General features: G+C 55.1%; 22 protein-coding genes and 2 pseudogenes. 12 read left to right on the top strand and 12 right to left on the bottom strand.

What is annotated here, in order from left to right:
• Positions 1 to 38 precede the first annotated feature (38 nt).
• The 4 genes from ACSZPK_RS25075 to ACSZPK_RS25060 all read left to right on the top strand — a co-directional run bounded on the left by ACSZPK_RS25075 (position 39) and on the right by ACSZPK_RS25060 (position 3,863).
• A complete protein-coding gene (locus tag ACSZPK_RS25075; protein ID WP_437884340.1) occupies positions 39 to 656 on the top strand; it encodes a VOC family protein in 618 nt (205 codons plus the stop codon).
• Positions 657 to 699: 43 nt separating this feature from the next.
• A complete protein-coding gene (locus ACSZPK_RS25070; RefSeq protein WP_437884339.1) occupies positions 700 to 1,773 on the top strand; it encodes a Rieske 2Fe-2S domain-containing protein in 1,074 nt (357 codons plus the stop codon).
• 52 nt (positions 1,774 to 1,825) lie between these two features.
• Positions 1,826 to 2,794: a PDR/VanB family oxidoreductase gene (locus ACSZPK_RS25065; protein WP_437884338.1), complete on the top strand. Its 969-nt coding sequence runs from the start codon at positions 1,826 to 1,828 to the stop codon at positions 2,792 to 2,794.
• A 160-nt stretch (positions 2,795 to 2,954) separates the two neighbouring features.
• Positions 2,955 to 3,863 carry a SphA family protein gene (locus ACSZPK_RS25060; protein ID WP_437884337.1) on the top strand — a complete coding sequence of 303 codons (909 nt, stop codon included), beginning with the start codon at positions 2,955 to 2,957 and terminating at the stop codon, positions 3,861 to 3,863.
• Positions 3,864 to 4,396: 533 nt separating this feature from the next.
• Here ACSZPK_RS25060 and ACSZPK_RS25055 read toward each other — a convergent pair.
• Positions 4,397 to 5,293, bottom strand: coding sequence for a LysR substrate-binding domain-containing protein (locus ACSZPK_RS25055; protein WP_437884336.1), 897 nt, complete (start codon positions 5,291 to 5,293; stop codon positions 4,397 to 4,399).
• Positions 5,294 to 5,455: 162 nt separating this feature from the next.
• Here ACSZPK_RS25055 and ACSZPK_RS25050 point away from each other — a divergent pair, with 162 nt between their 5' ends.
• From ACSZPK_RS25050 to ACSZPK_RS25025, 6 genes are all read left to right on the top strand, one after another.
• Positions 5,456 to 6,265, top strand: a complete 810-nt coding sequence (locus tag ACSZPK_RS25050; RefSeq protein WP_437884335.1) for a citryl-CoA lyase — start codon at positions 5,456 to 5,458, stop codon at positions 6,263 to 6,265.
• 34 nt (positions 6,266 to 6,299) lie between these two features.
• Positions 6,300 to 7,451, top strand: a complete 1,152-nt coding sequence (locus ACSZPK_RS25045) for a CaiB/BaiF CoA transferase family protein (protein ID WP_437884334.1) — start codon at positions 6,300 to 6,302, stop codon at positions 7,449 to 7,451.
• Between the two features lie 4 nt (positions 7,452 to 7,455).
• The gene (gene leuC / locus ACSZPK_RS25040) at positions 7,456 to 8,865 is read left to right on the top strand and encodes a 3-isopropylmalate dehydratase large subunit (protein ID WP_437884333.1); all 1,410 of its coding nucleotides are present in this window, start codon (positions 7,456 to 7,458) and stop codon (positions 8,863 to 8,865) included.
• On the top strand, positions 8,865 to 9,503 hold the full coding sequence (gene leuD, locus ACSZPK_RS25035) for a 3-isopropylmalate dehydratase small subunit (RefSeq protein WP_437884400.1): 639 nt from the start codon (positions 8,865 to 8,867) through the stop codon (positions 9,501 to 9,503). Before leuC ends, leuD begins: the two co-directional genes overlap by 1 nt.
• Positions 9,504 to 9,785: 282 nt before the next feature.
• On the top strand, positions 9,786 to 10,706 hold the full coding sequence (locus tag ACSZPK_RS25030) for a GGDEF domain-containing protein (RefSeq protein ID WP_437884332.1): 921 nt from the start codon (positions 9,786 to 9,788) through the stop codon (positions 10,704 to 10,706).
• A gap of 169 nt (positions 10,707 to 10,875) precedes the next feature.
• Entirely contained in the window at positions 10,876 to 11,253 is a 378-nt protein-coding gene (locus tag ACSZPK_RS25025) for a DUF3597 domain-containing protein (protein ID WP_437884331.1), read from the top strand.
• A gap of 139 nt (positions 11,254 to 11,392) precedes the next feature.
• Here ACSZPK_RS25025 and ACSZPK_RS25020 read toward each other — a convergent pair whose 3' ends face one another.
• Complete coding sequence (locus tag ACSZPK_RS25020; protein WP_437884330.1) at positions 11,393 to 12,556, bottom strand: MFS transporter; 1,164 nt, start codon at positions 12,554 to 12,556, stop codon at positions 11,393 to 11,395.
• Between the two features lie 94 nt (positions 12,557 to 12,650).
• Between ACSZPK_RS25020 and ACSZPK_RS25015 the strand changes: the two genes are divergently transcribed.
• The gene (locus tag ACSZPK_RS25015) at positions 12,651 to 13,544 is read left to right on the top strand and encodes a LysR family transcriptional regulator (RefSeq protein WP_437884329.1); all 894 of its coding nucleotides are present in this window, start codon (positions 12,651 to 12,653) and stop codon (positions 13,542 to 13,544) included.
• A gap of 142 nt (positions 13,545 to 13,686) precedes the next feature.
• Here the strand turns inward: ACSZPK_RS25015 and ACSZPK_RS25010 are convergent, their stop codons facing one another.
• Positions 13,687 to 14,850, bottom strand: coding sequence for a DUF6531 domain-containing protein (locus tag ACSZPK_RS25010; protein ID WP_437884399.1), 1,164 nt, complete (start codon positions 14,848 to 14,850; stop codon positions 13,687 to 13,689).
• Positions 14,851 to 15,511: 661 nt separating this feature from the next.
• On the opposite strand from ACSZPK_RS25010, the gene ACSZPK_RS25005 reads away from it, so the two are divergent.
• On the top strand, positions 15,512 to 16,114 hold the full coding sequence (locus ACSZPK_RS25005) for a type II secretion system protein N (protein WP_437884328.1): 603 nt from the start codon (positions 15,512 to 15,514) through the stop codon (positions 16,112 to 16,114).
• An 11-nt stretch (positions 16,115 to 16,125) separates the two neighbouring features.
• Here the strand turns inward: ACSZPK_RS25005 and ACSZPK_RS25000 are convergent, their stop codons facing one another.
• The 9 genes and pseudogenes from ACSZPK_RS25000 to ACSZPK_RS24960 all read right to left on the bottom strand — a co-directional run bounded on the left by ACSZPK_RS25000 (position 16,126) and on the right by ACSZPK_RS24960 (position 25,946).
• A complete protein-coding gene (locus ACSZPK_RS25000; RefSeq protein ID WP_437884327.1) occupies positions 16,126 to 17,604 on the bottom strand; it encodes an RHS repeat protein in 1,479 nt (492 codons plus the stop codon).
• Between the two features lie 223 nt (positions 17,605 to 17,827).
• A complete protein-coding gene (locus ACSZPK_RS24995) occupies positions 17,828 to 19,309 on the bottom strand; it encodes a hypothetical protein (RefSeq protein ID WP_437884326.1) in 1,482 nt (493 codons plus the stop codon).
• A 56-nt stretch (positions 19,310 to 19,365) separates the two neighbouring features.
• Positions 19,366 to 19,559: pseudogene (locus ACSZPK_RS24990) on the bottom strand (hypothetical protein); the annotation flags it as partial.
• Positions 19,560 to 19,620: 61 nt separating this feature from the next.
• Positions 19,621 to 20,094, bottom strand: coding sequence for a hypothetical protein (locus ACSZPK_RS24985; RefSeq protein WP_437884325.1), 474 nt, complete (start codon positions 20,092 to 20,094; stop codon positions 19,621 to 19,623).
• A gap of 77 nt (positions 20,095 to 20,171) precedes the next feature.
• Positions 20,172 to 23,012 (bottom strand): RHS repeat-associated core domain-containing protein, encoded by a 2,841-nt coding sequence (locus ACSZPK_RS24980; protein WP_437884324.1) that lies wholly within the window; start codon positions 23,010 to 23,012, stop codon positions 20,172 to 20,174.
• A gap of 33 nt (positions 23,013 to 23,045) precedes the next feature.
• Positions 23,046 to 24,536 carry a DUF6531 domain-containing protein gene (locus ACSZPK_RS24975; protein WP_437884323.1) on the bottom strand — a complete coding sequence of 497 codons (1,491 nt, stop codon included), beginning with the start codon at positions 24,534 to 24,536 and terminating at the stop codon, positions 23,046 to 23,048.
• A 161-nt stretch (positions 24,537 to 24,697) separates the two neighbouring features.
• A pseudogene (locus ACSZPK_RS24970) lies at positions 24,698 to 25,215 on the bottom strand (integrase core domain-containing protein).
• Positions 25,215 to 25,415, bottom strand: a complete 201-nt coding sequence (locus tag ACSZPK_RS24965; protein WP_437884398.1) for an IS3 family transposase — start codon at positions 25,413 to 25,415, stop codon at positions 25,215 to 25,217. The pseudogene ACSZPK_RS24970 and the gene ACSZPK_RS24965 overlap by 1 nt, the downstream one beginning before the upstream one ends.
• Positions 25,416 to 25,565: 150 nt before the next feature.
• A complete protein-coding gene (locus ACSZPK_RS24960) occupies positions 25,566 to 25,946 on the bottom strand; it encodes an Arm DNA-binding domain-containing protein (RefSeq protein WP_437884322.1) in 381 nt (126 codons plus the stop codon).
• Between the last annotated feature and the right edge of the window lie 520 nt (positions 25,947 to 26,466).

The raw sequence follows: 26,466 nt of genomic DNA, 5'->3' as shown, positions 1-26,466 counted from the left end.
GTTCTTCACGTCGACCAACAATAAAAGAGGACAATGACATGACCCAGACAGCCCTCGGCAACCCAGCCGATGAAACCGTTGAAATCGCCCGCAAACGCCTGGCCAACCGTGTCGGCCGCCTGCATCACCATGCCTTCCTGGCCAAGGACATGGAGGCCACGCGCCACTTCTACGAAGACATTCTCGGCATGCCGCTGGTCGGCACCTGGGTGGAACGCGTCAACCCGGTGACCGGCCAGCCGGACAACTACGTGCACACCTTCTTCGAACTGAACGACGGCAGTTGCCTGGCCTTCTTCCAGTTCAAGTCGCAAAGCGCCTGCCGGGAACAGTCGGTGAACGGCTTCGAGGACATCAATCCGTTCGCCCACCACATCGCGCTGACGGTGCAGGGCAAGGAAACCGTGCTGCTGTTCAAGGAGCGCCTGGCCCGCGAAGGCATATCGGCTTTCGAGACCGACCATGGCTACTGTTACTCGATCTACTTCCACGACCCCAACGGCATGCAGGTGGAACTGACCACCCTGGTGCCGGAAAGCGACGAACTGATGGCCCAGTCGGCCCTCACCGCCCACGCCGACCTGGCCAGGTGGATCAAGGAAGAAGACGTCGCCGGCAACAACACACACCGTGGCAAGGGCTGGGTTCCGGCCTGAGAAGCTGACAGACATAACAACAAGAGACTGATGAGGATTCACCATGTACCCCTATGCAGAAGGCCTCTGGGCCGCCCGTAACCAATGGTACGTCGCCGGCTGGAGCAACGAAGTCACCCGCACGCCGATGGAGCGCTGGCTGCTCGACGAGCCCGTGGTGTTCTACCGCAAGGAGGACGGCCGGATCGTCGCCCTGCATGGTCGCTGCCCGCACCGCCAGTACCCACTGGTGAAAGGCAACGTGATCGGCGACAGCCTGGAATGCAGCTACCACGGTTTCACCTTCGGCACCGATGGCGCCTGCACACGCATTCCCACCCAGGCGAACATCCCCTCCTCCTGCCGCATCGCCGCCTACCCCGTGGCCGAGCGCTGGAACTGGTTCTGGATCTGGATGGGCGACCCGGCCCTGGCCGACGAGGCGCTGATCCCGGACCACGACGCACTCAAGCTGACCGCGCCCGGCTGGCTGGCGGTGCAGGCGGCAACGCACCTGCTCAAGACCCGCCACCAGCTGATGCACGAAAACCTCTGCGACCTGTCGCACCTGACCTTCCTGCACCCCGGCATCATCGGCGTCGACGATGTCGCCGCGACCGAGTTCGAGGTCCAGGGCGAAGGCCTGTGGTTCCGCGACGAGCGCGCCATGTACAACCAGGAGCCGACCGGGTTCTTCTCCGACATCCTCGGCTACCACAAGCCGATCGACCGGCTGATGTCCATGGAGTTCTTCCTGCCCTGCCTGCACCTGGCGGCGGAAGTCTTTCTCGCCCACGAGAAGCGCGACGGCGAGCCAGGACGCGAGCTGGGTTCCTACCGCGTGCACCATGCCGTCACGCCGGCCACGCAGAACGAAACCCACTACTTCGTCGCCTATTCGCGTGACTTCGCCATCGACGATCCGCGTGTCACCGAGATCATCAACGGCGCATTCGCCGCCGTGCTGCAACAGGACGTCGACGCGGTGGAGGCGCTGGAAGCCATGTTGCAGAAAAGCGGCGACCGGCAGTTCAAGGACTTCCTGGCCAAGGGCGACATCACGTCGGTCAAGGTCCGGCGCAGCATGGAAGCGCTGATCCGCTCCGAACAGATTCCCGTCGCCAACCTGACGGCGTGAATATCGCCTGGGGCGGCCAACGCCGCCCAGGCCTTGAAGAGAGGTGAACAGCATGACAGACGCCTGGATAACCGTAACGGTGGCCGCCAAGCAGGCCGAGGCGCTGGACGTCGTCTCCCTGGAGCTGGTGTCGGCCGACGGCAGCACCCTGCCCGCCTTCAGCGCGGGCGCTCATATCGACGTGGAAATCGAACCGGGGCTGATACGCCAGTACTCCCTGTGCAACCCACCCGATCAGCGTGAGCACTACCAGATCGCCGTACTGCGCGATCCATCGTCGCGGGGCGGCTCGGCGCAGGTGCATGAGCGGATCGCGCCGCGGCAGACACTGCGCATCAGCCCGCCACGCAATCATTTCGCCCTGGAGGACAAAGCCCAGCGCACGATCCTGATCGCCGGCGGCATTGGCGTGACGCCGATCCTGTGCATGGCCGAATCGCTGACCCGTACCGGCAGCGACTTCGAGATGCACTACTGTGCCCGCAGCCAGGAGCGTTGCGCCTTCTACCAGCGCATCCAGGACGCCCCCTACCGCGAGCGGGTATCGCTGTACTTCAACGATCGTCCCGAACAGGTGCGCTTCGACATCCGCGCGATCCTGCAGGCCAGCGACCCCAGCGCCCATCTCTACGTCTGCGGCCCGCAGGGTTTCATCGACCATGTGCTGGACAACGCGAGCCAGCTCGGCTTTGCCCAGGCCCAACTGCACCGTGAGTTTTTCAGCGCCCAGCCGCAAGCGGCGAGCGGCGCCGAGGAAAGTTTCGAAATAAGCCTGGCGCGCAGCGGGCAGGTACTGCAGGTACCGGCGGACAAGAGCATCGCCCAGGTGCTGCAGGAGGCCGGTGTCGCTATCGAGTTGTCCTGCGAGCAGGGTGTCTGTGGCGCTTGCCTGACCGGCCTGCTGGAGGGCGAGGCCGACCACCGCGACTACTTCCAGACGGCGGCGGAGCAGGCCGCGAATAGCCATATCACGCTGTGCTGTTCGCGAGCACGCTCGCCACGATTGGTCCTCGACTTATGAAGACCCATCAGCCTGTCGGGTGCGCCATGCGCACCTGACAGCGAAACCGGGGCACCCGCCGCACCCGGGGCCGCGTGCCGTACCCCCTCGATCCTTGCCATCCCGCCACCAACACGGGAGGCCAGCGCTCACCCCGAGAAAACGACCAGAGAGCCACCTCATGAAAACAACAACGACAGGTCTCGCCCATCAACTGCTGCTCGGCATGCTCTGCTGCGCGAGCGCACAGGCCGCCGAGAACGGCAATATCTCCTGGCCCATCGGCGTCAACACCGTACTCAACGGCGTCGCCACCCAGCCCGGCGAAAACCGGCTCTACAACTACACCCTGTACTACCGCGCCGACCGCCTGAAAGATGGCGACGGCCGCACCTCCGCCGTGCCCGTCGGCGCCGATATCTTCGTCAACGCCCTGCGCATCGACCATGGCTGGGACAAGACCTGGGGCAATACCCACCTGGTCTCTGGACTGGTCTTGCCGGTCGCCGACATCTCGCTGCGCATCGGCGGCCAGAAAAGCACCACCAGCGCCGTCGGCAACCTCAGCTTCAAGCCCCTGATCATCGGCACCCACAACGACAGCCACACCTTCTTCCAGCAGATCGCCCCGCTGGACTTCGATATCCCGAACGGCTCCTACCAGTCCGACCGGCTGGCCAATGCCGCTGTCCATTACTACTCCTGGCAGCCCAACTATGGCTGGACCTGGTTCGCCAACCCGGCCCTGGAAATCGGCGGGACGCTCTCCGCCGCCCTCAACAGCCGCAACCGCGACACCGATTATCGCTCCGGCTGGACCCTGCACTACGAGCAGTTGCTGGCCTACTCGCTCAACGACAAGCTGCAGGTCGGCCTGCAAGGCTTCTACTTCAAGCAGATGGCGGACGACCGGCTCGACGGCGCGACCTACCTCGACGGCAACCGGGTACGCGGCGCGGCCTGGGGGCCACAGGTGCGCTACACCTTCAAGCCGGGCGTGGCGGCGGTGGTCAAGTACCAGCGTGAAGTCGCCTCGCGCAACCGCACCGAAGGCGACCGGCTTTGGCTGCAGTTCACCTTCCCGTTGTAAGAGGCATGCCTTTCAACGTGCCGGGTAGCGCCTGACCGGTGGTGCTACCGCCCTCGCGTGGATTCCCGCCTACGCGGGAATGACGGGAAATGGGGAGTGTCTGTCGGAACTTTGGAGGCCATCGCAACCTTACCTCCGTCGTCCCCACCCAAGGTACGCGGTGTCGCGGCTATCGCATGGATTCCCGCCTGCGCGGGAATGACGGGAAATGGGGAATGCCTATTGGTAGTTTGGACGCCATCGCAACCTTACCGCCGCCGTCCCCACCCAAGGTGCGCGGTGTCGCGGCTATCGCTTGGATTCCCGCCTGCGCGGGAATGACGGGAAATGGGGAATGCCTATTGGTAGTTTGGACGCCATCGCAACCTTACCGCCGTCGTCCCCGCCCAAGGTACGCGGTGTCGCGGCTATCGCTTGGATTCCCGCCTGCGCGGGAATGACGGGAAACGGGGAATGCCTATTGGTAGTTTGGAGGCCATCGCGACCTTACCGCCGTCGTCCTCGCGAAGGCGGGGACCCAGGTACTCGGGGCCTCAGTCGAGTTCATCCTCATTGCGGCTGAGGACTCGGCGCACTTCCCTGGCGAACTCCCGGCTGGCAGTCGCACCCGCCGCACCGCGCAGCCAGAGCAGGCCTGGCGTGCGGATCGGCGTCGGGCTCTCCAACGGCACCACGCTCAGGCCGGTGGTGTCGGCGATGGCGGTTTCGCCGACGATGCCGGCCAACTCCGTCTGGCGAATCAGCTCGATCATCGGCGCGATGGAGTTCAGTTCCACCACCACCTGCGGCCTGGCCCCCGCCGCGCGGAAATATTCGTCGAGCAACTGCCGCGTGGAGAACAGCGACGGCAGCAGCGTCATGCGCAGGTTGTGCAACTCGACCATGCGTACACGCTTGCGCGAAGCGAAGGGGTGCCAGTCCGCCACCACCAGCACCAGTTCCTCGTTGTACAGCGGCTCGAACCAGAGGTCGTGTGCCTCCAGCGGGCGATAGGCGATGCCCAGGTCGAGGTCACCGGATTGCAGGCGCTCGACGATACCGCTCTGCGAAAGCTCCTCCACCGTGACCTGCAGGCTCGGATAACGATCGAGGAAACGGGCCACGCACTGGGGCACCAGATGGGTGTTGAAACTATGGGTCGCCCCGATGCGCACTTGCCCGCTGAGCGCCTCCGGCTTGTCGTGCAACACCTTCACCGCCCCGTCGATCTGCTCCAGTGCCGGCAGGATACGGCTCAGCAGGGCATCCCCCGCCTCGGTGATGAAGACCCGCTTGCCAACCCGGTCGAACAGCGGCGCCTTGAGTTCATCTTCCAGTTGCTTGATCTGGTGCGACAACGTCGATTGCGTGACATGGCACTTATCCGCCGCCCGGGTGAAGTTCAGGGTTTCGGCCAGGGCCGCGAAGTAGCGCAGATGACGAAGTTCCATGGCGTTCACCAGTGATGACATCGATTGTTTTCATGGAAATTTATCACTTCTAAGCGATTTAACCAGCCTCTAGGCTGAACCTACCCAACGAAAAGCGGCTCCCGGCCCTGCGATCCCACGGCAGACCGTCTCCGCAGCCGCCCCACCGAGAGAGACCACTACATGAAAATTGGCAAGGAAACGGTGCCGCGTACGGCGATCTGCACCTCGAATCAGGACACCATCGTCGTGCGCGGGCTCGACCTCTGCCGGGAGGCAATCGGCAAGCTGAGCTTCAGCGAGTATTTCTACCTGCTGCTGACCGGCGAGAAAGCCTCTCCCGCCACCCTGGCCGTGCTCGACGCCACCCTGGTCGCCATCACCGAGCACGGGCTGGTACCCAGCGTGCAGGCCGCACGCATGACCTACGCCGCCTCGCCGGAAGCCATGCAGGGCGCGGTAGCCGCCGGCCTGCTCGGCTGCGGCTCGGTGATCCTCGGCGCGGCGGAACAGGCCGGCCAGTTGTTCGAACGGGTGCGCCAGCGCCAGGCCGACCAGGGCGGCAGCCTCGACGAAGCAGCCCTGGCACTGGTTCGCGAGTCCCGAGAGGCTCGCCAACCGATCCCCGGCTACGGTCATCCGCTGCATAAGGAACGCGACCCGCGCGTCGCCGCCCTGTTCGCGGTATCTGCCGAATCCGGTGCAAGCCAGGACTACATCGCCATCGCCGAAGCCGTGGAGCGCGCCATCCCCCAGGTCATCGGCAAGGACTTGCGCCTGAACGTCTCGGCCGCCATTCCCGCCGTGCTGCTCGGCGCCGGCTACCCGCTGCGCGCCCTGCGCGGCATACCGATCCTGGCGCGCAGCGCCGGCCTGATCGCCCACCTGTTCGAAGAAATCAGCCAGCCGATCGGCTTCGCCCTGTCCTACCAGGCCAGCCGCAACACGGAATACACCGGAAAAACGCCACAGGGCTTCGAAGCCGACGCCTGAGCCATCCCGATCCACCACACAGGAGCACTTCAGCATGGCCAACGTTCTCTCTGGCGTGCGCGTCATCGAACAAGGCACGTTCATCACCGGCCCCAACGCCAGCATGCTGCTGGCCGACCTCGGCGCCGAGGTCATCAAGGTCGAGCAACCCGGCCAGGGCGACCCGTTCCGGGCGTTCAAGGGCGGCCTCTACAGCCCGCACTTCCAGACCTACAACCGCAACAAGCGCAGCGTCACGCTGAACACCAAGGACCCGGCCGACCGCGAGCTGTTCGACCAGTTGATCCAGAGCGCCGACGTCTATATCCACAACTTCCGCCCGGGTGCCGCCGAACGCCTGGGCGCGGGCGAGGAGCGCCTGCGCGCCCTCAACCCGCGCCTGATCTACTGCGCCATCAGCGGCTTCGGCCAGGATGGCCCGGCGGCCGGACGCCCGGCCTACGACACCGTGGCGCAGGCGGCCAGCGGCTTCCTCAACCTGCTGATCAACCCGGCTAACCCACGGGTGGTCGGCCCGGCGCTGGCCGACTCGATCACCGGTTTCTACGCTGCCTACGGCATCCTCGGCGCCCTGCATGAGCGGCATCGGACCGGTATCGGGCGGCTGGTCGAGGTGTCCATGCTGGAGTCCATGTGCCACTTCAACCTCGACGCCTTCACCCATTACTTTTCCGAGGGCGAGGTCATGACCCCCTACAGTCGCCCCAGCGTTTCCCAGTCCTATGTCCTCGAATGCGGAGATGGCAAATGGATCGCCCTGCACATGTCCTCGCCGGAGAAATTCTGGCAGGGCCTGGCCAATGCCATAGAAATGCCCGAGCTGTTCCAGGACCCGCGTTTCGCCAGCCGCGAAGCGCGTATCGAGCACCAGGAACAGCTCATTACCCTGCTCAGCGAACGCTTCGCGGGCCAGACGCGCAGCGAGTGGTGCCGACGCCTGGAACATGAAGACGTACCCCACGCGCCCATGTACGACAGCAGCGAGGCCCTCGAAGACCCGCAGGCCAGGCACCTGCAACTGGCCATCGCGGGCGATCATCCGGATGGCGGCCAGTGGCGCACGGTGCGCTCGCCGGTCAGTTTCGACCGCCAGCGCCAGCTCACGGTAAGCGCCCCGCCGCGCCTCGGCGAATACGACCAGGAACTGCGCAACACACTGCAAGGCCAGAAGCAGAAGCGAGCCTGACAGCATGAGCGCGCCGAGGACACTGTACGACAAGCTCTGGGACAGCCACGTCGTCCAGCAGGACGACGATGACCAGGCCCTGCTCTACATCGACCGGCACCTGATCAACGAGGTCACCAGTCCGCAGGCGTTCGATGGCTTGCGGGCCGCCGCCCGCCAGCCCTGGCGCGCCGGCAGCATCATCGCCACGGCCGACCACAACGTCCCCACCGCTGACACGCCGATGATCGACGACCCGCTGGCACGTGCCCAGGTCGCGGCCTTGCAGCGCAATATCGATGCGAGCGGCGCGCTGGCCTGGTTCCCCCACCGCGACCCGGGCCAGGGCATCGTGCATGTGATCGGCCCCGAGCTGGGCGCCACCCAGCCCGGCATGACCATCGTCTGCGGCGACTCGCACACCTCGACCCACGGCGCCTTCGCCGCGCTGGCATTCGGTATCGGCACCTCCGAGGTCGAGCATGTACTGGCCACCCAGACCCTGCCGATGCGCCGTGCGAAAACCCTGGCGGTGCGCATCGACGGCGAGCTGCCGGCTGGCGTCTATGCCAAGGACCTGGCGCTGGAGGTGGTCAAGCGACTTGGCAGCGCCGGCGCCAGCGGGCATGTCATCGAGTTTTCCGGCAGCACCGTGCGTGGGCTGAGCATGGAAGGGCGCATGACCCTGTGCAACATGGCCATCGAGGCCGGGGCTCGCTCGGGGCTGGTCGGGGTCGACGACACCACGCTGGACTACCTGCGTGGCCGTCCCCTGGCGCCGCAGGGCGCGCACTGGCCCCGCGCCGTCGCCTACTGGCGCGGCCTGCACGCCGACCCTGGGGCGCGCTATGACCGCGAGTTGCTGATCAATGCCAGCAGGCTGCGCCCGCTGGTCACCTGGGGCACCAGCCCGGACATGGCGGTCAACGTGGACGGCCGGGTTCCCGATCCTGCCGACGAAGCCGACCCGTTTCGCCGCCTCGGCCTGGAGCGGGCCCTGCGCTACATGGCGCTGGAGCCAGGCACGCCCATCGGCGAGATCGCCATCGACAAGGTATTCATCGGCTCCTGCACCAACTCGCGGATCGAGGACCTGCGGGTGGCCGCCACCCTCGTCAAGGGCCGCCGTATCGCCGGGCGCCTGCGCCAGGCACTGGTGGTTCCAGGCTCCGGCGCGGTCAAGCGCCAGGCCGAGGCAGAAGGGCTGGACCGGATATTCCGCGATGCCGGCTTCGAATGGCGCAACCCCGGCTGCTCCATGTGCCTGGGCATGAACGACGATCGCCTGGCCCCCGGCGAACGCTGTGCCTCGACTTCCAACCGCAACTTCGAAGGCCGCCAGGGCTCGGGAGGCCGCAGCCACCTGCTGAGCCCGGCCATGGCCGCTGCCGCCGCCCTGAGCGGCTACCTGAGCGATGTGAGGACGCTGCTGTGATACGCCCGATCGACCATCACCACGGCCTGGTCGCCCTGCTCGACCGTGACAATGTCGACACCGACGCCATCCTGCCCAAGCAATTCATGAAGATGATCACCCGCGACGGCTATGGCCCCCACGCCTTCGACGAGTGGCGCTACCTGGACCGGGGCGAACCCGGCATGGATTGCTCGGAGCGACCTAGGAACCCGGACTTCGAACTCAACCAGCCCCGCTACCAGGGCGCCTCCATCCTGCTGACGCGCAGCAACTTCGGCTGCGGCTCATCCCGCGAGCATGCGGTGTGGAGCCTCAGGGAATACGGCTTCGCGGTGATCATCGGGGAAAGTTTCGCCGATATATTCCGTGGCAACTGCGTCAACAACGGGCTGCTGACCATCCCCCTCGAAGCCGGGCACATCGAGCGCCTGGCCCAGGATGTCGTGAATACGCCTGGATACCGCCTGAGCGTGTACCTGAGCGAGCAGTACCTGGAAACACCCTGTGGAGAACGCCTGCACTTCGACATCCCTGCCGCCGACCGGCAACGCCTGCTCGCGGGCCTCGACCCGATCGGCGTCACCCTGCTGCGACAAGCACATATCCGGGCTTTCGAACGCAGGCAAAAAGACCGTCTGCCCTGGCTGTATGAGTAGTTCTCAGACCCATGCCTTTCAATGTTTTCCCCCCTTTTTCGGCAACAGTCCAAGAATGCGCTGGATTCTCTGGGCTCTAATAGATTTTTGGAGGCGCCCTGGAGGGTGCGTCGACGATCCGATAACCGGGGATATGCTAGCGGCATGTGCAACATATTGATTTTAAATAATTATTTATTTTATAAAAAATAGAAAGAACACTGCATACCATGATGGCACTTGACCACTACAAGCAGCCTTTGCTTCCATGCAGGCAGGGAAGATCCCTCTCAGGGGGTGAAAATGACACAACAACTAAAGACTTCCGAGCTTCAGGACTATTTCGATGCAGAGCTGGCATTCTTGAACCTGATGCTGGACGCAAGTATCGACTGTATCAAGCTTATAAACTTGTCCGGCGAATTGATAAAAATAAACAATGCAGGAAGAATTGCATTGGGTCTGGATGCCGATAGCATACATCACCGGCCCGAATGGCTCGGCTTGTTGCCTGCGGATATTAGGGGAATCGGCAAGAAAGCTCTGCAACGTGCCTGTGCCGGAAAGAAATCTTCTTTCTTTGGCAGGAGTGAGCTACCTGGTAAGAAACCAGTGGTCTGGGAAAACATTTTAACGCCTATCTTGGATGATAGAGGCAATATCACCTTGATACTTTGCCTCTCGCGTGATGTCACCAGGCAGAAAGAAGCGGAACTCCGGCTCAGAGCAGCTGGCGAAACTGATGCGCTTACCAAATTACCCAACAGAAGAGCGCTAATGAATTTCTTCCTCAAGCTCAGGAAGAAGTGCTTGAGAACCAATGACAGAATTGGCCTGCTAATCTTCGATGTCGATGACTTCAAACAGATCAACGACGCCTTCGGACATGAAGCAGGAGATATTGCACTCTGTAATATTGCCAAAGGTTTTCAGCGAGTAAAAAAAGCGGATGAGTTCATTGCACGATTAGGCGGGGATGAGTTTGCCATCCTTACCTATTCACAAGATCCTGCGGCGAGTTTACAGTCGTTAGTGGAGCGCTTATCCAGTTGCTTGCAGAAGAAAAATACGTTCATGAGCCATGAGTTCCATATAAAGATCAGCATCGGCGGTAGTATTTCAGACTCGAACCTTGAATCATTGAGCGAGATCATGAGGCGTGCTGACAACGCCTTGTATTTGGCGAAATCAAAAGGAAAATCAAACTTCCAGCTGACCGAATAATAACCATTGGAATAGGGGCAGTCCGGTTTAACGTACTAGGCTAAGCGTTGCATACGCGCTATACAAAGCGTGTAGGCTGATCACCAAAGGAAAGGATGAGAAAAGCGTCATCCACCCCTACTACTGGGTTATGCTGCCTGGGCAATGTTCATACAGAAGAGGGAATCTCATGAGTCTGTTCGGTAAAATTCTCGACACACTGGGCTTCGGTTCCAAGGCGCAGGCTGCGCCCGCCGAAGCTTCTGCACCTGCTGCAACACCCACTGCTACGTCTGAGGCCATCCCGGTGGTGGACGTAGTCTCCAAACTGGAAGGGTTGGCTGCCAAGCACCCGGAGAAACTCAACTGGAAGGTTTCCATCGTCGACCTGCTCAAACTACTGGGGCTGGATAGCAGCCTGACCGCACGCAAGGAACTGGCCAACGAACTGGGCTGCCCTACCGAAAAACTCGGTGACTCGGCACAGATGAACATCTGGCTGCACAAGACCGTGCTGCAGAAGCTGGCCGACAACGGTGGCAACGTACCAGCCGACCTGCTCGACTGACCCCAGCGATCTCGCGAGCTAGAGCAAAACAGGGGTGAAAGTGGCCGAGGCACGCTCGGACGGGCTTTCAACCCTGTTTAGCCGACGCGCAGAGCAGATCGTGAACACGTTGCCATAGGTAACGGTCCTTCCCCTGGCTCTAGGCGGTAACCACCGAGGTTCTGGAACGCCAGGCAAATACCAGCACCATCAAAAGCCCCAGGCCAGCCACTGCTGCACCTGCCAGGGAAATCGCTGGATAGCCCAGCCCTGCATTGATCACGGCCCCCCCCAATGCGGCACCAATGGCGTTACCAAAGTTGAACGCACCGATGTTCACTGCCGAGGCCAGGTTGGGGGCATCCTTGGCGGCCTCCATCACACGCATCTGCAAGGGTGGCACCAAGGCGAAGCTGGCAATGCCCCACACCAGGATGGCCAAGGCAGCAGGCAACGACCAACGCATCAATACTGCAAACGCTAGCAGCACAAGAATAAGCACAACCAGTGAAACGATCAGGGTCCGATCGATCGAACGATCTGCCGCCTTACCGCCCCACAGGTTGCCAAGAGTCAGGCCCACACCGAACAGCACCAGCATGGCCGTGATGAATGTCGTAGAGGCGTGGGTCTCGCTACTTAGGATGGGAGCGATATAGGTGAAAACGGTGAACATCGCGCCCGAGCCGACCACGGTCAGGGCCAGTGCCGCCAGCACGGAACCGCGTCCCAGCACGCGGATTTCCGCCAGCACGCCATCGCTTTTCGGCAGCGGGACATTGGGCAGGGCAAACCACAATGCGGCCATGGTAACCACCCCCAAACCGGCGATGCCCCAGAACGCCATGCGCCAGCCAAGCAACTCGCCAAACCAGGTAGCCAGGGGTACTCCACCAATAGTCGCCAGCGTAAGCCCCATGAACATCGCCGCCACAGCACCGGCGCGCTTGTCCGGCGCCACCACACTGGCCGCGACGATGGAGCCGACGCCAAAGAACGCGCCATGGTTGAGGGAAGTCACCACCCTGGCAACAAGCAGGCTGTAGTAGTCGGATGCCAGTGCCGACATCAGGTTACCCAGGGTGAAGATGGCCATCAGCCCGATCAGCAAGTAGCGCCGGGGAATCTTGCCAGTAGTCAGAATCATCAGCGGCGCGCCGAACAGCACGCCGATAGCATAAGCACTGACCAATAGACCGGCAGCCGGAATCGACACACCAAGGTCGGCTGCGATGCCAGGCAACATCCCCATGGGGGCAAACTCGGTCACACCAATACCGAAAGCACCAATGGCCAGTGCTACAAGGGGTGGATTTATACGCATATACGGCTCCTCATCTGTGCCGCAGATGCTACGATCCTGAATCTTAAGGCGGTAGATCGCTTTTCTGGCAATTACCTTTGCTCAAGAGGCACAAGTGGACTTCAACGGCAAATCAGGCGAGATGGAGGTATTTGCCTGCGTGGCACAGGAAGGCAGCCTGTCTGCCGCTGCCCGCGCCCTGGGGCTGACGCCCTCCGCTGTCAGCCGTATCATCGCTCGCACAGAGCAGCGTCTCGGTACTCGCCTTCTGCTACGCACCACCCGACTGACAAGGCTGACGACCGAGGGCGAGGCGTACCTGCGGGGTGCACGGCGAATCCTGGCCGACCTGCGTGAAGTCGAAGATGCCATTGCCGACCAGGGCGTCCCTAAAGGCAGGCTGCGGGTCAGTGCGGCACTCGGCCACGGTCGCCTTGCCATCGTGCCACTGGTCGCGGCCTTCAGCGCTCGTTATCCCAACATCACGGTCGACCTGACCCTGGGTGATGAAGTGGTCGATATTCTGGGCGGCCAGGCGGATGTCGCGATCCGCTTCGGCCATCTACCCGACAGCCCGCTGACTGCCCGCAGGATTGGTGAAACCGGCCAGGTCGTGGTGGCTTCGCCCGAATACCTGGAGCGTCACGGCACGCCGAGTGAGCCGCACGACCTACTGCAGCACAATTGCCTGCGCTTCAACTTCCGCCGCGCCGAACCCAATTGGCCGTTTGCCTGTAATGGTCATGAGTTTTCACTCAAGGTCACAGGCAATATCGAATGCAGCAGTGGCGAGGCACTCGCGCAATTGGCCAGGGTGGGCGCCGGCATCGCACGGATCGGAACCTTCAGTGTCGCAGATGACATTCAATGCGGCGCGCTGGTGCCGCTGCTGGAAACCTGGAACCCTGGTGACAAGGAACCGATCCACGCCGTGTTTGTTGGCGGTAGTTCGATGCCAGCTCGAGTCCGGGTATTCGTGGACTTTCTGCTGGAGCACCACCAGATATAAGTGCCGCTTGCCGATCCTCGCTCAGAGGGTGATCACGCAAAAGACGCTCGACGGAATAGTGAACCGTTCACCGACAAGCGAGTATCCGACGTCTTCCCCGATTTGAGTAGCGCTCAGCTTTTACCGAGTAAACACGGCTCAATCATAGTGATTCGATAGTCTGGCTTAACTGTCTTCCCTGATCATCATACTGGTAATGGGTAATACGCCCTGGTTCCGTTACGGTTTCAGGCAGGAACAGAGTCGGATGCCAGTCAGTCGTCGTGGTACGCGCCTGAGCTGTACCCGACGCTTCCGTCCGAGAAATCTCGAGACCTCGGTCGTTGTAGCTGTAGGTCGTAACGTAGCCCTTGTTGTCCGTCTTGGTTTTGAGCAAACCACGGTCATCGTAGGTGAAGGTGGAATTATTGCTCGGGCAGTTTGGCGAGGGCTCGCCCTCGATTGCGACGATGCGCTTCACACCTTGGATAACCTGGAAGTGATAGGTCGCTTTTTTGCCCAGTTCGTTGGTCACCGTAGTGGAGCCATCGGCGTTGTAAACCAAGGTGACCTTATCGGCGCCACCGGCGTGCTCACTGGAGATGGCGCGATCCTGGCTATCGTAAGACCAAGTGGCGTAGCGCACGCCACGCTCGTCAGTAATACCTGTCAGTATTTTGGGGTTTTTAGAGTTTTCATAGTGATAAATCTTGGATTTACTTTCACCATCTTGAGTTATTGTGACGCCCACTAGCTTGTTAGCTGAGTAACTATAATAGACTTGATTTCCTTCGAAGCGAAAGCTCTTTGGTTGTCCAAAGTAGTCCTCTGTAAAATATGCATCAGGGTATATGTCGCTACTGATAATGTTTTCTGAGTTTTCTCGATTTATTTGGTGTGTGATATAGTTTTTTGAAATCGCACTAAGTAAGCCGTCTTGAGTAAAAGTTAGAGTTTCACCGTGATCCTTTCGATATGTCCAGCCGTCAAGATGATTTTCTATAGTTCCGATTTCTGAAATAGAACGATATACTTTATCGTTGCTGTCAGATCTTTTGAATTTTATCTCGCGACCATCATTTAATATAAGGGTTATATCATTACCATTGAGTACTAGGTGATCAGAAAAACTATGCCTCCAAAGTCCATCAATACTATTATAGCTTCGATAAAAATCTATCCCCCCTGAACTCCAATCAATTTCACGCTGATATTTATTTGCTGTCGCGATATTTATAGGATTCCCTGCTTTTGTAGAGGGTATGTCGCAAGATATATTTTTTCCAGGTGAGCCTTTTTGTGATAAATAAGTGCAGATTCTCGACATAAAATCAAAACTTGTTCCTTCAGGGCAGTTGATGGTCTTTTTTATTACACCGCCAAAGCTTGATATCTGCCCAGAATCTCTGTAACCACAGAAATATGTTCCGGGGCTAGAGTAATAATTAGCGCTAGGTATATAACGATCAGATAAGTGAGGCCAATTGCTGTCGGAATACAAAAAATCGCATCCATCTTTAGGCACTCTGAAGGTTGGAGTGAAAAAATTACCACTTGCCCAGTATGTAAAATCTTGGGCGTGGCAATAAGTTTCTACTAAAAATGCAAGCAGCACTCCAAGAAAATACTTTTCCATTTTTCCTCCGGATAGTGGTTGAGTTTAAACATAGAAGTATAATTGTTTGGTATTTTTAATCATGAATGCTTGATTGTCATATCTATAATTATATGTTCTGGGGTTGTCGTCAGGGCAAGCGCCAATAGGATCGCCAGGTAATTGATCTTCATTGATTAGGGTCTTCTGAGTTAAGTCAGAGTGATTCTGATGGTCTAGCCTAATTACTGCCCCTCTCACAGCTAGCTCCTAATGAAATAATTTATTACACTTTTCGCGAGGAAACAGTAAACACAAATTCAATAGAAAATCTTATTTTTCAAGCAGTAAAGCAGTACAATAAAAATCGAGTAAGATTTTCTTAGGAGCAAGGATGCTTGTGCCTCAATACAAACTTAAAAAATTAAAATCAATACTCAAGCAATTACCCCTGCAGCTATCAGCAGTCTTTGCACTAATTATGATTATTAGTCTATACAAACAAACAGCAGAGTGGCGCGATCTTCTCACCCCTAAAGACATCGCAATAGATGCTGAAGAGCAAAAGGAAAGGAAAGAAATAAATCTGGAACTTATCACCAAGCTTTTCCCACCACCGCAACCAAAACCGCTTTCCCCTAGAAACACTCAGCTTCCAATAAAGCTTCTTGGTAGCATTATTCACTCAGACCCGCTCAAGTCTGTAGCTATAATTGGCTCAAACCCTACCAAGTCCGGGCGATATCATGTTGGAGACATGATTAGTGAAGGTGTAATTATTAGAAAAATATCATCATATCAAGTCGAATTAGAAAGAAATGGGAATATAGAATATCTATCATTCCCCTCAAAATATAAAATATTTACCCCCCCTCAAAGCCTCCTCACCCTGACACCATCAAAAACAGTCCTCTCTAACCCAGATAACAAAAAAGTCATTTCGCTATTCAAAGAGCTTAAAAGTCAACGAAGCTTAGGTGATGCCCCTAGCGAATAAACACGGCTCAATCATAGTGATTCTATGGTCTGGCTTAGCTGCCTTCCTTGGTCGTCATATTGGTAATGGGTAATTCGCCCTGGTTCCGTTACGGTTTCAGGCAGGAACAGCGTCGGATGCCAATCAGTGGTCGTGGTCCGAGCTTGAGCTGTACCCGACGCCTCCGTCCGAGAAATTTCAAGACCGCGGTCGTTGTAGCTATAGGTCGTGACGTAGCCCTTGTTGTCCGTCTTGGTCTTGAGCAAGCCACGTTCATCATAGGTGAAGGTAGAATTGCTACTCGGGCAGTTTGGCGAAGGCTCGCCCTCGATTGCTACGATACGCTTCACACCTTGGATAACCTGGAAGCGATAGGTTGCTTTTTTGCCCAGTTCGTTGGTCACCGTAGTGGAACCATCGGCGTTGTATTCTAAGGTGACCTTGTCTGCACCTCCAGCGTGTTCGCTAGAGATAGCGCGATCCTGATCGTCGTAGGACCAAGTCGCAAAGCGAACACCACGCTCATCGGTAATACCGGTTAGAAGACTGGGTTTATCGGAAACTTCATAGTGATACTTACGGATTTGAGTTTGACCATTGACAGTTTTAGATACAGAAATTAGTTGCCCCTGATCACTATAAGAGAAAGCAGCAATAAGTCCCGCAGTTGAAAATTTCAATAGCTGTCCATTTTCACCTTGTTCAAAAAGCAAAGAACGACCATCGCCAGCTGTTACAACAGTGACGTCATCTCTTTTTGATAGAGCACTACTACCAAATACATTACTCACCTCAAGCAAATAACCAAATTCGTCAAAACGGTAACGACTTTTATCTGGAGAGTAATAAACCCAACCATCTGCACGGTGTATTAATATACCATCTCCATTTGCAAAATAATTTTTTTCACCATCGACATCACGAAAGTATACTTCCTTTCCATCATAGTTCAAAAGCGTAACGAAACCAGAACCAACAACCAATTTACTGGAAAAGCTACTGCGCCATGAGCCATCAAGACTATTATATAAAATCGAAAAAACTAACCCTTTATCCTCAAATATAACTTCTTTCTGAAATTTATTTCCAACTGAGAGTTTTATGGGATTACCTACGAAATCTGAATTATCATGACCAAATCCGGCAGCGCAGGACATAGGCATCTCGGCACCTTTACTCTGTGCTGCAAGACAAGCTCCAGAAGCCAAGTCAACATCACAAGTTACCTTCTTGTGATAAGAAACACGCCAAGGATATAAATAATTAGGATTTATATATTCACAGTGAGCAAATACAATTTCAGAAGGGACCTTCGTTTCTTTACCCTTATGATCTCTATACCCAATTAATTTTCCATCAGGTAATGATGCACAGTGCGCTACAGGACTAGAAACAAAAGTCCCTCCAGATTGTTGCTGTCCAAAAAAAGTTATCTCCCATACATCAGCCCCATAAATATAGCCTGCAAATACTGTCAGACTTACGGCCAGTAGAATTTTTTCCTTTATCATATAAGCAGCCCTTGGCTTTCGTAGCTACAACTCATGACATCCGATACATCAGCCCACAAATTATGAGGCTTTTCGATCTGCCGAAGCTGTTTTAGACGTAGTTCCAACTGCGTTGCGCAGCGTGAGCACTGGTGCCGAGCACCACTGGCAAAGCAAACGCCAAGGCACTGGCCGAATAATTGATCTTCATGGTTCAGGTCCTTCTGAAAGATAAAACGTCAAGTCAGAGTGATTCGATGGTCTGGCTTAGCTGCCTTCCCTGGTCGTCGTACTGGTAATGGGTAATTCGCCCTGGTTCCGTTACGGTTTCAGGCAGGAACAAGGTTGGGTGCCACTCAGTGGTCGTGGTACGCGCCTGAGCTGTACCCGACGCTTCCGTCCGAGAAATCTCGAGGCCTCGGTCGTTGTAGCTGTAGGTCGTAACGTAGCCCTTGTTGTCCATCTTGGTTTTGAGCAAACCACGGTCGTCGTAGGTGAAGGTTGAATTACTGCTCGGGCAGTTTGGCGAAGGCTCGCCCTCGATTGCTACGATGCGCTTCACACCTTGGATAACCTGAAAACGATAGGTCGCTTTTTTGTCAAGCTCGTTGGTAACCGTAATGGAGCCATCAGCGTTGTATGTCAGTACGCCATAATCCATCCTATTTGCATGCTCACTGGATATTGCACGATTCTGTTCATCGTAAGACCATGTAGCATAGCGCACGCCACGCTCATCAGTGATACCCGTCAAGAGTTTTGTCTTGCCAGACATCTCATAATGATACTCTCTTTTTATCACTTTATTGTTTATGATTTTCGATACAAGAACCAGTTGTCCAAGCTCATTATACTTGTAATCAATTTCATACCCTACAGCATTAAAAGATAAAATCTGGTATTGAGAGTCCTGCTCAAGCTCTATGGTCACCCCATAGGGATTTTTAATAAAAACTTTAATACCTGAATATAAAATATCAACTCCCCGCCCATCAGGAAGACTAATTTTAACTAGGCGCCCTAAAGAATCGAAAACCATAGTCTTATTTTCGGCAGATATATAAACCCAAGTATCTTCTTTTTTTACCAATCGTCCAAACTCTGTCACCTCAGAAATGGCAGTATCGCCAACTCGACTAAAAAGAGAAAATCGGCCATCAGAGAAATATAACGCAATATTTTCATCAGTTATTAGCAAGTGATCAGAGTAACTATGAATCCACCGTCCATCAGAGCTATTATAAATGCGATAAATTTCAAAAAACGGCTCAGAAAAATCCACTTCCTTTTGATATTTATCTCCAGTTAATATGTTCAGAGGATTTTGAAATTTTGCACTTGGAGCATTGCACCCTCCAGAGTCTGGCTCTCCCCTTTGTTTTCGTATAGCACCAACATCAGGCGACTCACATAAACCTGTAGCAAAATTATATTGATCTTGACCACTACAACCATCACCACCACGCTCAGCACTATAGTAAGCACGTTCAACACCATTAATATAGAAATAGCATATCATTCTATAATCAAAAACATAACCAACCCTGCTATATATATAATCCCCAACCGCCCCACCATTTTCCGGAACGGAGGAACATGCAGCTTCAGCAGAATCCTTTTTAGGCCACCCTCCACCTAAACTAAAAAACTTCCAATAGTACTCTTCCGATCTCGCAGCATTTGAAAAAAACAAGACAACTAGAAGGCATGAAGATATGATTTTCACAGCGTAACCCCTTCTCAAAAATAAAACGCCAGATCAGAGTGACTCGATGGTCTAGCTTAGCTGCCTGCCCTGGTCGTCGTACTGGTAGTAATACGCCCTGGTTCCGTTACGGTTTCAGGCAAGAACAGGGTTGGGCGCCAATCAGTGGTCGTGGTATGGGCTTGAGCAGCACCCGACGCCTCCCGAGACCACGATCGTTATAGCTGTAGGTCGTGATGTAGCCCTTGTTGTTCGCCTTAGCCTTGAGCAGGCAGCGGCCAGCAGCTATACAAAAAACAAACCTCCAATTAAGACCACAACATAAAAATCAATTAATTAAGGTACTCATCAAAACTATAGCCAGGATAAGCTCTCGCTGCACTTACAACCATAATATCAAACGCCTCATTCAAGTCAGCACTTTTCCAGAATAGCATTCTATACAATTCTATTTTTGAATGGATAATTGCAATAGCTGCCTGAGACTCATCCTTACCTTTCTCATCAAAAGATAACAACTTATTAAGCTGCTCAGCACTCAAGCAATGTAACATCTTAAGAGCATGGTACGTAAATGCCTCTTGCCTAGAAATAGCTTTATATATGGGCACAGCACAACAGGGGTAAATCAGTCTTTCCATTCGCTCTTTCTTAAGAAGATAATAACTTAAACATTTTCTGAAAGGTTCATTCCAATCATCAGGAGGCTCAATATTTTTAAGTATTTCTGATTTACTTTCCAGACGATCTTTACTTATCCTTATACTATTAACAAGCTCGCGCGTGTCGTTTCGAAGAATACCCATCAAAACTCCTGAATCATTTTGCCTCCCTAACGTATGTATCAATGTATAATATTTGTTTCGCGCAACTCTTTTAATGTTCATAATATCAATTCATTTGCCGCTGGATTATACGGACAATTTCTCGCCCTTGCTTCACGGACTAACTTACTAAGAACTTTCCGCGTATTACGCTCTCTGTCTTTGTGCCCTTTATCACCACCGCCGTAAGAAGCCATTTGGTCTCTCCGCATATTAATTGTTCTAACAAGAACATCTATGCTAATAGCCAACTCATAACAACTTGACCTATTTGGCTCGCATTTGAACGCCTCGTCTTGCTCTGTTCTATCAGGCCAGCTCTCCGCTCCTATTGGACTCCAGAACGGATACGGTAACCCATCCCCCTCAAGTGATGCTTTAGGCGCGAGTGCAGAGTCTCTGACTTCTGGACCAATTGCTGGATAAGACGTATAAGCAGAGCATAATAGGCAAGGTGCAACATAAGGCATAAGCGCTGAGTTAGAAGTTGCTGCCCTTGCCCCCCCTCTAAAAAGCCCTAAATTATCTGTATAATTTACTGGATTGCTGTTTACATACCCATATGTATTAGTACCACCACTCAACCCAATCGGATCACTTTCGACGTAGCGCCCCGTCTGCGGGTCGTAATCGCGGAAGTAGTTGTAGTACAGCCCTGTCGTGCCGTCATACAGTTGCCCCGGAAAGCGCAGCGGGATATCCGTGACGACACCGTCACCATCCACATCCTGGTTCGGCAGCCCATTGCCAAACGCATCGCTGTTCCAGCTCCACAGTAATTGCTGATTCGCTCCACTCGCCAGCCGTGGCGTATTCAGATGATCCGCATGCAGGTACACCACACTCGTGCTGCTGATCGTCGTACCGTTGCCCGCGTATTTCACGTTCACGCTGGCCAGTGGCATGTCGTCCAGCCACACCCAGTACTGCGCCGTCTTCTTCTTGTTAGACCCGGTGACATAATTCACCTGCCCTACAATCTGGCCCTGAGGGTCATACAAGAACGTCGTCGCAATCGGGATCGGCCCACTGCTGCTGTACGACAGCAATTGCTTGAGGGTCCGCTGGCCCAACGCGTTATAGGTGTAGTTCGAAAGCTCCTTGCCCGTGCTATCCAGCACGGCTTGCAGTCGACCCTGCTCGTCGTAGCGATACTTGCGCCCTGTTGTCTGCTGCTCGACATTACCGGCCGCATCGACTGTGGCTTGGAAGCTGCCGTTCTTATCCAGTCGGTTGCTGTCACTCTTGTACGTCAGGATCTGCTTTGCTGCGATCGTGTCCGTACCATCCTCCACCGTATAGGTGTTGCGTCGTGTCCGGTTGTCATTGCCGTCGTAGGTGTACGTCTTCTTCTGATCGGCTGTCGTCTCCTTCATCAACCGATCAACAACGTCGTACGAGTACTGCACCGTGCCCCAAAGGGTATGGTCGATCTGCCTGATATTGCTATTCGCGTCAAAGGTGTAGCTACTCTGCCAAGGCCCCACCATCTGTGTCTTGAGCCGGTAGTCCTTGTCATAGGTGCGGTTCAGGGCTATGCCATTACCCCAGGTCAGGCTCTTCACGGGGCCAAATGGCAAATAGCTGATATCGCTCGCCAACGACGTAGCGGCAGCGGAGCCAACGCTCAAATCGACCCCTGTGACTTGCCCGCCCGCATTCCGGTTGTAGGCCACACTGAAACCTGCCGGGTAATCGATCCGCGTCAGTTGGTGGGCATTGTCGTAGCCGTAGCTGAGCGTTTCGTACTGATCGATACCGTTGATTTCCACCGAACGGATCTGGTCAGTCAGGTCACCGTACTGGTCGTAGTGGTAGCCGATCACACCGCTTGAGTCCTGCACCGCGGTCAGACGACCAATCCCTTTGTTACCGTCGCCCGTCATGTCGTAGTGGTACTGGACATTGAGGGATTGATTCGCGGGGTACTGCTTGCCAGTCAGGCGATTCAGGGCGTCATAGCTGTAGGTGGTGACGATACCTCGAGCATCAGTCTTGCTCGTGACATTGCCGGCACCATCATGAGTAAATGTGGTTAGGCCGGTGTCCGGACTGTTCTGTCGCAACAAATTGCCCAGACCATCGTATTCATAGGTCGTGATGACACCACGCGGATCGGTGACCTGGTTGATGTTATCCAGATCGTCATAGCCGATGCCCGTTACACCACCCAATGGATCGGTGCTGGAGATCAGTCGATTCAGTGCGTCGTAACCACTGCCGTAGGTGTTCTGCCGTGGGTTGGTTTCCGCCGTCTGATTGTCATTGAGGTCGTACTGGTACTGGCTCGTCTGCCCTACCGCGCCCACTGCGCGCAGCAAACGACCCAGCTCGTCATAGGCCCAAGTTTGCTGCTGGACCAATGTGCCGGAGCTGTCTCGCAGCTTCTGACTGGTGCGGTCACCCTTGACGCTGTATTCGTAATCGACCCGCTCCCCCAGATTGTTGGTGATCCTCACCAACCGCCGGGCATCACTCCACGTGTATTGCAGCCAGCTACCATCGGCACGAGTGAGCTTGATGATTTGGCCAATCGCATCATGGGTAAAGCGAGTCGTACGTCCATCTGTGGTCACCGATGACAGCCAGCCTTGTGCTGTATAGCCCAGGGTACTGGTGATGCTATTGGCATCGACCACCGTTTTGGGATGGCCCAGGTTGGTGAAATTGGAAAGCTGGGTCGTATGACCCAAAGCGTTTGTGACCTGGATGAGATGGCCTTGGCCGTCGTAGCTGTAGGTGGTGACATCCGAGACATCGGTCCGAGGACCATCTGCGGTTTCAACCTGGCCAAAACTGTTGTAGGTGTAGCTCCAACTGCGTTGCGCAGCGTGAGCACCGGTACCGAGCACCATCGCCAAGGCAAGCGCCAAGGCACTGGCCGGATAAGTGATCTTCATGGATCAGGTCCTTCTGAAAGATAAAACGTCAAGTCAGAGTGATTCGATGGTCTGGCTTAGCTGCCTTCCCTGGTCATCGTACTGGTAATGAGTAATTCGCCCTGGTTCCGTTACGGTTTCAGGCAAGAACAGGGTTGGGTGCCAATCAGTGGCTATCACACGCTGCTGAGAAGTACCTACAGCCTCTGTCCTCGTCTTCTCTCTACCCATCTGATCGTATGTGTAAGTCGTTTTATTGCCTTTCCAATCTGTACGACTTGAAACCAAGCCATCGGGTTGATAGATAACTTCGCGGCTAGAGGCAGGGCAGTTAGCAGAGGCTTCGCCGTCAATGCTCGTGATAAGACGACGCTGACCGAAAGTCTGATAGTTATAGATAGACTTTTTACCTAAAGGGTTCGTAACACGAACCCGGCCATCAGATAGATATTCAAATTTAACTAAATCCGCTCCTGCGTGAGCACTGGAGATAGTTCGACCAACTGAATCGTAAGCCCAAGTTGAGCTTCTTACCCCTCGCTCATCACTTATGCCGGTTAGCAAGTAAGGATGCACGCTATCTTCATAGTGGTAAATCTTTCGCTTACCTACCTGTTCAACACTTATCAATCGAGACTGCGAGTCATACTGATAAGTATAATCGACAGCGCCCTGAGCCTTTGTAATAAGCCCAGAACTGTAAGTCAAGGTGATGGTTCTCCCAACAGCATCAGCAATGCCGATCAAATCGCCTGCATCATCGTAGGTTAACGTAATAGCAAGCCCACCTAATGGCTCAACACGTGTCAACCGACCAAGCGCGTTGAAGACTTCTTTTTGTTTTCCTGGGGTCTGCAAGCTCCAGCCTCCGGTAGATAGCTGGGTCAATACCTCAGTTTCGCTCGCAAATGGCGACCATGTTGCATTAACCTTGATGAAACGCAATGCACGTCCATTTTCACGATAAATTTTTACTTCTATATCGCTCTGTTCAATGAGTCGCACATTCCAGTTATGCTTCCAGCCTACACCCATGCTTGAAGCTTGATTTCTACTGCTCCAGTAGTTGCGTTCAAAGCTTAAACTAGATTCTGGCCAACTTAGATCAATCTCAATTTCAACCTTTTGCCCGGTAGCCCCCAAGACGGGATTGCTACCATTGCATTCAGAGGGAGGGCACTCTGCGCAACATTGTCCTGACGTATCAAGCAAGCCACTGTGACAGATGTCCGCAGCACCCGAACGATATACTGAATAGACATGAACGCTATCCGGCAGCCAACGACCGACAAAAAGTCGCTCTATGTTGAAACGGCAAATCGCTTCTGTACCATCAATATCTTGAAGAGTTGGCGTAGTGGTACGCCAAGTAAGCCCTGGTTGCTGGGCCTTTTTATCATCTAGCCTACGAATTGCTTCGCCTTGACGGCAGGCACTTTCAGCTGTGGGCCATTGCCCTTGAGCATTGTCTTCCCATACATACTCTGCCTGACTTACCTGTGAAATCAGTGCAGCAGTCAAAACCCACAAACCCTTGTAGTTCATTGCTTTCGTCCTTGATCAGCTCAAATTGGCTAAGTCACCGCAGTGCGCTAGTTGATTCCGGGAGCATGTAACAGCTACATTCAGAATGCCCGGAACCGTATCAACCAGCACAACAAAGTAGCTGCAAAAGAAAAAAGCGCTACAGCCTTGAGGGGTTTCTCTCAGAAATGCGATGGCCTTCGCAGATTCCGGCGTCTCCCCGTATTCAGTAGCAACTGGCTCGATGTAACGGCTTTTGAGGCCAGTTGCTCGGCATAGGCGGATGGGGTTAATCCACCAAGCACTTTATTCGGTCGCTCTTCGTTGTACTCCCGCCGCCAGGGCTCAATTACCACCTTGGCGTGCGTCAGACTGGTGAACCGTGTTCGTTCAGGCACTCGTCGCGAAAGCGTCCGTTAAACGATTCGATGTAGGCATTCTGATTGGATTTGCCTGACTCAATCAGGAACAGTTGAACGCCCTGCTGATGAGCCCATGACAGCATGGCGCGACCACAAAACTCCTTGCCATTGTCTGTGCGGATGGCTTTGGGAAACCCTCGTGAATCCAAAATGCGCGTCAAAGAGTGCCAACCAATGGCTCGCTCCGGCACGATGTCGACAGCCTCATGAGTCGCATCATCGACCACGGTCAGGCTCTTGATGCCCCCCTCGGCCGTGCAATCAAACACAAAGTCCATCAACCAGACCTAATTGGCAGCCGGGGGCGACCCAGTGACTGTCGATCCGCAATCGGGATCTTCTTGTCCTTACGCCTTTTTACCTGCAAGCACGCTTCGGCATACAGGCGCTCAACCCGCTTATGGTTGACCCTCTCACCACCCGGTCGCAACTTCAGATAGACCATCGCTACACCATAGCGACGATGCCGATGAGCCAAGGCAACGATGTGCTTTCGCAACCTCTGGTTGCGTCCGGCCTTGGCTGATAGCGCAGAGCACTGGCACTCATGCGGATCACCTGAAGCGCCCGGAGCTCACTCAAGCCACGTGCCGTCATGTGGCGCACTAGCTCTCGACGGGGGGAGCGCTCACCACTTTTTTTGCAACGCCTCGCGGGTGGCTTCGATCTCCAACATCGATTCGGCAAGCATTTTCTTCAGTCGGACGTTCTCGGTTTGGCGAACAGGTAAGCGCAGTGAGGCTTCGCCACACCAAACACGGCGACCACTCGGGCCAGTGCCATTTGCCGGAGGCTTACGAAGGCCCAGCTCGAGGCGTGCATCGCGCAGAGAAAGCTCGGGGTAGCTTCCGAAAGAAATTCGTGGGCGTCGCCCGCCCCAACAGTAGCGAAAGTGCCATGCCCTTGAGCCTGAAGCTGAAACGCAAAGGTAAAGCCCATCGGTATCTGCCAGCAGGTATGTTTTACCGGTAGTAGGGGCCTTTTTGACGGCTAAATCTGTAAGGGACATGCCCAACTCCATTAGAGAGTTGGCAGCAGTATTTTTTCCCTTCAGAGGCTCCTCCAGTAAAAAAACGAGACCAGAGACGTCCGTTTTCGAGTTACCACTTTAGTGACCATTTTTGGTCACCTTGCAGTGGTTTTCACTGGAAGCCACTGGATCACCGTTTTTCATAAAAGTCTTAACGGTCAGTGGCTTACATCGCTTTCAGGACATCCTCGGAGGTCTCTGGAAAGCTGATTTGGAGCGGGCGAAGGGAATCGAACCCCTTCCCAAGCTCCGCAATGTTCCGCGACACATCTCTACTGTTCGTTTGGTTGTGAGTTTTACACGCTTTACTCCGCTTTGCCTCGCAGTTATTTCGACACTTTTTCGACAGGCTCTTGGTATAGCAGCAGATACATTTGACCCCACTATCATCCTTCGACAATGCGTCATCATACCTTGCTCACCTAAGGAAACTCTGAATTTAACTTCCCGTTTCTGTTGAAATACGCCGATCCCGTTGCCCGAGTATCACGATGAAGCA

This window comes from Pseudomonas sp. LRF_L74 (assembly GCF_965644255.1).
Taxonomy (GTDB): Bacteria; Pseudomonadota; Gammaproteobacteria; order Pseudomonadales; family Pseudomonadaceae; genus Aquipseudomonas.
This window is presented reverse-complemented; position numbering and strand designations above follow the sequence as displayed.

Coding starts and splice junctions, on each gene's coding strand:
- ACSZPK_RS25075 (WP_437884340.1), top strand. CDS start 39: ATGACCCAGACAGCCCTCGGCAACCCAGCCGATGAAACCGTTGAAATC.
- ACSZPK_RS25070 (WP_437884339.1), top strand. CDS start 700: ATGTACCCCTATGCAGAAGGCCTCTGGGCCGCCCGTAACCAATGGTAC.
- ACSZPK_RS25065 (WP_437884338.1), top strand. CDS start 1,826: ATGACAGACGCCTGGATAACCGTAACGGTGGCCGCCAAGCAGGCCGAG.
- ACSZPK_RS25060 (WP_437884337.1), top strand. CDS start 2,955: ATGAAAACAACAACGACAGGTCTCGCCCATCAACTGCTGCTCGGCATG.
- ACSZPK_RS25055 (WP_437884336.1), bottom strand. CDS start 5,293: ATGGAACTTCGTCATCTGCGCTACTTCGCGGCCCTGGCCGAAACCCTG.
- ACSZPK_RS25050 (WP_437884335.1), top strand. CDS start 5,456: ATGAAAATTGGCAAGGAAACGGTGCCGCGTACGGCGATCTGCACCTCG.
- ACSZPK_RS25045 (WP_437884334.1), top strand. CDS start 6,300: ATGGCCAACGTTCTCTCTGGCGTGCGCGTCATCGAACAAGGCACGTTC.
- leuC (WP_437884333.1), top strand. CDS start 7,456: ATGAGCGCGCCGAGGACACTGTACGACAAGCTCTGGGACAGCCACGTC.
- ACSZPK_RS25030 (WP_437884332.1), top strand. CDS start 9,786: ATGACACAACAACTAAAGACTTCCGAGCTTCAGGACTATTTCGATGCA.
- ACSZPK_RS25025 (WP_437884331.1), top strand. CDS start 10,876: ATGAGTCTGTTCGGTAAAATTCTCGACACACTGGGCTTCGGTTCCAAG.
- ACSZPK_RS25020 (WP_437884330.1), bottom strand. CDS start 12,556: ATGCGTATAAATCCACCCCTTGTAGCACTGGCCATTGGTGCTTTCGGT.
- ACSZPK_RS25010 (WP_437884399.1), bottom strand. CDS start 14,850: ATGTCGAGAATCTGCACTTATTTATCACAAAAAGGCTCACCTGGAAAA.
- ACSZPK_RS25005 (WP_437884328.1), top strand. CDS start 15,512: ATGCTTGTGCCTCAATACAAACTTAAAAAATTAAAATCAATACTCAAG.
- ACSZPK_RS25000 (WP_437884327.1), bottom strand. CDS start 17,604: ATGATAAAGGAAAAAATTCTACTGGCCGTAAGTCTGACAGTATTTGCA.
- ACSZPK_RS24985 (WP_437884325.1), bottom strand. CDS start 20,094: ATGGGTATTCTTCGAAACGACACGCGCGAGCTTGTTAATAGTATAAGG.
- ACSZPK_RS24980 (WP_437884324.1), bottom strand. CDS start 23,012: ATGAAGATCACTTATCCGGCCAGTGCCTTGGCGCTTGCCTTGGCGATG.
- ACSZPK_RS24975 (WP_437884323.1), bottom strand. CDS start 24,536: ATGAACTACAAGGGTTTGTGGGTTTTGACTGCTGCACTGATTTCACAG.
- ACSZPK_RS24960 (WP_437884322.1), bottom strand. CDS start 25,946: ATGTCCCTTACAGATTTAGCCGTCAAAAAGGCCCCTACTACCGGTAAA.